This is a genomic window from Devosia insulae DS-56, assembly GCF_000970465.2.
Taxonomy (GTDB): Bacteria; Pseudomonadota; Alphaproteobacteria; order Rhizobiales; family Devosiaceae; genus Devosia_A; species Devosia_A insulae.
Map to the genome: position 1 here is coordinate 1 of NZ_LAJE02000108.1, position 5,683 is coordinate 5,683.

2 protein-coding genes are annotated in these 5,683 nt (G+C 66.4%); both read left to right on the forward strand.

Features of this window, described 5'->3' with window-relative positions; translation table 11 throughout:
* The first annotated feature begins 195 nt into the window (after positions 1-195).
* A complete protein-coding gene (mutS, locus tag VW23_RS07100; RefSeq protein ID WP_069908885.1) occupies positions 196-2,871 on the forward strand; it encodes a DNA mismatch repair protein MutS in 2,676 nt (891 codons plus the stop codon).
* Positions 2,852-5,653, forward strand: a complete 2,802-nt coding sequence (locus VW23_RS07105; protein WP_069908886.1) for a [protein-PII] uridylyltransferase — start codon at positions 2,852-2,854, stop codon at positions 5,651-5,653. The genes mutS and VW23_RS07105 overlap by 20 nt, the downstream gene beginning before the upstream one ends.
* Positions 5,654-5,683 lie beyond the last annotated feature (30 nt).

The window sequence follows — 5,683 nt, forward strand, 5'->3', positions numbered from 1 at the left end:
CCCCCTAAGAATGGGGAGGGAGACCAAAACACTGGCATCGTGAGGAGCGTCTCCCTCCCCATGTTTAGGGGGAGGGATCAAGGGTGGGGGTCAGCCCGCGCCGGCTCCTCATTGTGGAGCGCGACCCCCGACTCAGTTGCCCGCTCTCCGCAAACCCCCTAACGTCCCGGCCTCCCTGTCTTTGCTGCCGAGCCGATGGACCAAGCGCCCTATTCTGCCCCCAATGCCCCAGAGAGCGCGCCCATCACGCCGATGATGTCGCAGTTCCTCGAGATCAAGGCGGTCAATCCGGGCTACCTGCTGTTTTACCGGATGGGCGATTTCTACGAGATGTTCTTCGAGGACGCCGAGATCGCCAGCCAGGCGCTCGGCATCGTCCTGACCAAGCGCGGCAAGCACCAGGGGGCGGACATCCCGATGTGCGGGGTGCCGATCCACGCCGCGCAGGATTACCTCAAGAAGCTCATTGGCCTCGGTCACCGCGTCGCCATCTGCGAGCAGGTGGAAGACCCGGCCGAAGCCAGGAAGCGCGGTTCGAAATCGCCGGTGAAGCGCGACGTGGTGCGCCTGGTGACCCGGGGTACAATAACCGAGGACGACCTGCTGCCGACCCGCGGCTCGGCCTACCTCGCCTCGCTCAGCATGGTGCGGCACGGCGAGACGGATTTCGCCCTCGCCTGGGCGGATGTGTCGACCGGCGAGACCGCGGTGCTGGACGTCTCGGCGCTGGCGCTCGGCGACGAGCTGGCCCGTATTGCTCCGGCCGAACTGCTGCTCACCGATGCGACCCGCATCGCCCTCGCCGAGTCGAAAATCCCGCTGCCCGATGCGGCGCTGGTCAGTCTCGACGGGGCCCAGTTCGACAGCGAGCTGGCGAGCAAGCGGATCGCCGCCGCCTTCCCTGATGGCGAGGTCGACCCCACCGCCTATTCCCGCGCCGGTCGCGCCGCGCTTGGCGCGCTGCTCGATTATGTCCGGGACAGCCAGAAGGGCGTGCCCGTGGCGCTCCGCCCACCGGCTGCCGAGCGGCTCAGCGCCCATATGGCGATCGATGCCGCGACCCGCGTGTCGCTGGAACTCCTCGAAACGCAGCGTGGCCAGGAGAAAGGTTCGCTCCGGCACGAGATCGACCTCGCGGTCACCCCGCCCGGCTCGCGCCTGCTCGCCCGCCGGCTGGCGGCGCCGCTCTGCGATGCCATTGGGATCAATGCCCGGCTCGATGCGGTCGAGTGCCTGGTCGGCGATGGCCTTTTGACCCAGCGGCTGCGCAGCGATCTCAAGTCGGTGCCCGATCTCACCCGGGCGCTGACCCGGCTGGCGCTGGGCCGTGGCGGTCCGCGCGACCTCCGCGCCACCGGCGGCGCCATTGCCGCCGCTATCGCCCTGGCCGAGCGGCTCGCCACGCTCGATCGACCGCCGGCCGAGCTCAAAGCCATCGCTGCCCGCCTCGCCGATGCGCCGGCGGCACTCGCCGCCGAACTGGGCGCCGCCATCGATGAGGAGCCGCCGCTGCTGGCCCGCGACGGCGGCTTCGTCCAACGCGGCTATGATGCGGGGCTAGATGCCGAACGGGCGCTGGCGTCGGAAACGCGGGGCGTGGTGGCGGCGCTGCAGGCCCGGCTGATCGAGGAGACCGACGTCCGGTCGCTGAAGATCCGCCACAACGGCGTGCTCGGCTATTTCGTCGAAGTGCCGGCCGGGCATGGCGGCAAGCTGCTGGAAGCGCCGCATCGCGAAACCTTCATCCACCGCCAGACGATGGCCAATGCCATGCGCTTCACCACGGCGGAACTGGCCGAGCTCGAGGGCCGCATCGCCAAGGCGCACGATGCCTCGCTCGCCATCGAAGCGACGATCTTCACCCGCCTCGCCGATGCCGTCGCCGCCGAGAACACAAGGCTCCGCGCCATCGCCGATGCGCTGGCCGAGCTCGACGTCGCTGCCGCTTTGGCGCAGCTGGCGATGACCCGCAATTTCTGCCGCCCCACCATCGACGACAGCCTCGCCTTCTACATCGAGGGCGGCAGGCATCCGGTGGTCGAAACCAATGTGCGGGCGCAGCACGAGGTGTTCGTCGAGAATGGCTGCGACCTCACCGGTGGGGCGCTGTGGCTGGTCACCGGCCCCAACATGGGCGGTAAATCCACTTTCCTGCGCCAAAATGCGTTGATCGCCATCCTCGCGCAGATGGGCAGCTATGTGCCGGCTTCGGCCGCGCATATCGGCGTGGTCGATCGGGTGTTCTCGCGCGTCGGCGCCTCCGACGATATCGGTGGTGGCCGTTCGACCTTCATGGTCGAGATGGTCGAGACTGCCGCGATCCTCAACCGCGCCACGCAGCGCTCCCTCGTCATCCTCGACGAGATCGGCCGCGGCACCGCCACCTTCGATGGCCTCTCCATCGCCTGGGCCGCGGTCGAGGCGCTGCACGACCAGACCGGCTGTCGCGCCCTGTTCGCGACGCACTTCCATGAGATGACGGCACTTTCGAAGACCCTGTCGCGCGTCTCCAACCACACCATGAAGGTGCGCGAGTGGGAGGGGGAAGTAGTGTTCCTGCACGAAGTGGCCGATGGCGCTGCCGATCGCAGCTACGGCATCCAGGTGGCCAAGCTCGCCGGCCTGCCCGAATCGGTGCTCGCCCGGGCACGCCAGGTGCTGGGCGTGCTCGAACAGCGCTCTTCCGGCGGAAAAGCCGTCGTGCTAGACGATTTGCCGCTCTTTGCGCATCAACCGCCCACCCCGAAGGCGGCCGTTAATCCCATCCATGACATGCTCGATCAGGTACGCCCCGACGACCTTACGCCCCGCGCGGCCATCGACCTGATCTACGAGCTTAAGAAAATCCGCGATGCAGCTCGCCGAAATTGACGCCCGACCGCGAAAACCGGCCTTCCAGTTGACTTCGGCCGAGACCATTCTCGGCGACATACGGCGGCTCGTCGCTGGTCAGGACCCCAAGTCGGCTGCCAGCCGCAGCATGGTGCTCCAGCATGTCCGCTCGGTGCTCGCCGACGCCCGCGCCGGCGCCGAGGCCGAGTTGATGGCGACCGGCAAGGGCACCCGCTGCGCGATGAATTTGAGCGCCGCCGAAGACGAGATCATTCGCGCAGTGCACCATTTCGCGGTGCGCGACGTCTACCCGGTCGACAACCCCTCCGGCGCCGAGATGATCTCTATCGCCGCGGTCGGCGGCTATGGCCGCGGCACGCTGGCGCCGGGCTCCGACATCGATCTGCTCTTCATCCTGCCCTACAAGCAGACGCCCTGGGGCGAGCAGATCACCGAATACATTCTCTACATGCTGTGGGATCTCGGCCAGAAGGTTGGCCACGCCGTCCGCTCGGTCGACGATTGCATCCGCATGGCGCGTTCCGACATGACGGTGCGCACGGCAACGCTCGAAGCGCGCTACCTCACCGGCGACCGGAAACTGTTCGACGAGCTGGTGCGCCGGTTCGAAAGCGAAATCATGCCCAAGACCGGGCCGGAGTTCATCGCCGCCAAGATGGCGGAACGCGACGAACGGCACCGGCAGATGGGCAATACCCGCTATGTGGTGGAGCCCAATATCAAGGACGGCAAGGGGGGGCTACGCGACCTCCACGCACTGTTCTGGATCGGCAAGTATTTCTACCGGGTCAAATCCAGCGCCGAACTGGTGGGCAAGGGCGTGCTGAGCGCCGAGGAATACCGGCTGTTCCAGCGCGCCGAGGATTTCCTCTGGGCGATCCGCTGTAACCTGCACTTCCTCACCGGGCGGGCCGACGAAAAGCTGACCTTCGACGTGCAGCCCGACCTCGCCCAACGCCTCGGCTACAATGACCGCGCCGGCATGCTCGGGGTCGAGCGCTTCATGAAGCGCTATTTCCTCGTCGCCAAGGATGTCGGCGACCTGACCCGCATCTTCTGCACCTCGCTGGAATTCGACCACGCCAAGCCGCTCGACATGGTCGGGCGGGTGCTGGCGCCGTTCAAGCGCGGCAAGGTGCCGATCAAGGGCGAGACCGACTTCGTCATCGAAGGCGGTCGGCTGAATGTCGCCGGGCCCGAGGTGTTCCAGAAGGACCCGCGCAACCTGATCAAGGGTTTCATGCTGGCGGGGCGGCACGATGCGCACCTTCACCCCGACGCCATCAAGCTGATCCGCCGCTCGTTCAAGCTGATCGGCCATGACCTGAGGAACGACAAGCAGGCCAATGCCTGGTTCCTCGAGATTTTGACGGCGCCGACCTATGTCGAGCGCATCCTGCGCCAGATGAACGAAGCGGGCGTGCTCGGCCGCTTCGTGCCGGAATTCGGCAAGATCGTCGCGCTGATGCAGTTCAACATGTACCACCACTATACGGTGGACGAGCACCTGATCCGCGCCGTCGGCGTCATGGCCGACATCGCCAATGGGGGCCTGCGTGAACAGCTGCCGCTGACGCATGAGCTGCTGCCGCATCTCAACGATACGCGGCTGCTCTATGTGGCGCTGTTCCTCCACGATATCGCCAAGGGTCGGCCCGAGGATCACTCGATCGCCGGGGCGCGCGTCGCCCGCCGCTTCTGCCCGCGTCTGGGGCTCGATCCGGCGGAGACCGACACCGTCTCCTGGCTGGTCGAACATCACCTGTTGATGAGCGAGATCGCCCAGAGCCGCGATATCCAGGATCCGGAAACCGCCCGCTCCTTCGCCGACGTGGTGCAATCGCCGCAGCGACTGGCGCTGCTGATGATCCTCACGGCCTGCGACATCCGGGCGGTTGGCCCCGGGGTATGGACCGGCTGGAAAGGCTCGCTCCTGCGTGCCCTCTACTATGCCACCGAGCCGCTGCTGTCGGGCGGCCACAGCCAGGTCACCCAGCGCGATCGCATCGAGGCGGCGAAGACCGTACTGCGCGGCGCGCTTTCCGCCTGGCCGGCGCCGGAAGTCGACATCTATCTCGGTCGCCACTACGACCATTACTGGCTGCGCGCCGAGCCGGAACTACAGGTCGAGCATGCCCGGATGATCCGGGTCGCCGACCAGGCCGGGCAGATGTTCGCCGGCTCGATCCGGGTGAAATCCTTCGAGTCGATTACCGAGGTCAGCTTCTACACCCCGGACCATCCGCGGCTCCTGTCGCTGATCGCCGGCGCCTGCACCATGGCCGACGCTTCGATCATCGGGGCGCAGATTTTCGGCACCCGCGACGGCCGCGCCGTCGACACTTTTAGGCTGCGCCGCTCCTTCACCTCGGACGAAGACGAAAAAGTCCGCGCCACCCGCATCATCGATACGGTGAAGCAGCTATTGCAGGGCAAGCGCCAGGTGCTGATCGACCTCGGCAAGGAAAGCCGGCACAATAAGCGGCTCAAACCCTTCACCCTGCCGGCGCAGGTGGCGGTGTCGAACACCATCTCGGAAAAATTCACCGTCATCGAGGTGATGGGCCTCGACCGCACGGGCCTCCTCCACCAGCTCACCCGGCAGATCTCCGACCTCAACCTCACCATCGGCTCGGCCCATATCGGCACCTATGGCGAAAAGGCCGTCGACGTCTTCTACGTCACCGACCTCACCGGCCATAAGATCGAGTCGAAATCGCGCCAGAAGAAAATCCATGACGCATTGCTGGCGGTGTTCCAGGGCGGGGATGAGAAGGCGGCGAAGGTGGCGAATGGGTAGTCCGGTGGCTGTGGCCCCCCACCCCTGTTC

What these genes read in the sequence shown, in the direction of transcription:
- mutS (WP_069908885.1), top strand. Translation starts at nt 196, where the DNA reads ATGGACCAAGCGCCCTATTCTGCCCCCAATGCCCCAGAGAGCGCGCCC.
- VW23_RS07105 (WP_069908886.1), top strand. Translation starts at nt 2,852, where the DNA reads ATGCAGCTCGCCGAAATTGACGCCCGACCGCGAAAACCGGCCTTCCAG.